The sequence below is a fragment of the Pseudomonas tremae genome (assembly GCF_001401155.1).
In the GTDB taxonomy this organism is placed as follows: domain Bacteria; phylum Pseudomonadota; class Gammaproteobacteria; order Pseudomonadales; family Pseudomonadaceae; genus Aquipseudomonas; species Aquipseudomonas tremae.
Genome location: NZ_LJRO01000264.1, coordinates 1 through 301, shown reverse-complemented (window position 1 = coordinate 301; position 301 = coordinate 1). Strand labels below are relative to the sequence as shown.

Below are 301 nucleotides of genomic sequence, written 5' to 3'. Positions count from 1 at the left end.
GTATAAGAGACAGACCCGGCACTGCTTCTGGCCATGCTCGGGCTGGGGGCGGTGATGGTCTGGGGGCTGCGCAAGATGGCTCGCGCAGCCTGAGCGGTTATTTTTCCCATTCAGCCTTGGCAATCTGCAAGCCATGCTGACCGTTATAAGCTGCACGTTCGGGAGACTGCCAACCCTCCAGCAACGCAGCGTCGAGATCGTAGATTTCGACGCCCAGCGGACGGCAAACGCTTAACGGGTCCTGCGCGTCAGGCCCCCACATCGGCAGTGACAGGTCTCCCCCCGGACAGGTCGACAAGGC

Annotated in this window: 1 pseudogene; it reads right to left on the bottom strand. The window is 61.8% G+C overall.

Annotated features, from left to right (window positions below):
• Positions 1 to 97 precede the first annotated feature (97 nt).
• Positions 98 to 301, bottom strand: a pseudogene (locus ALO43_RS16140) (hypothetical protein); the annotation flags it as partial.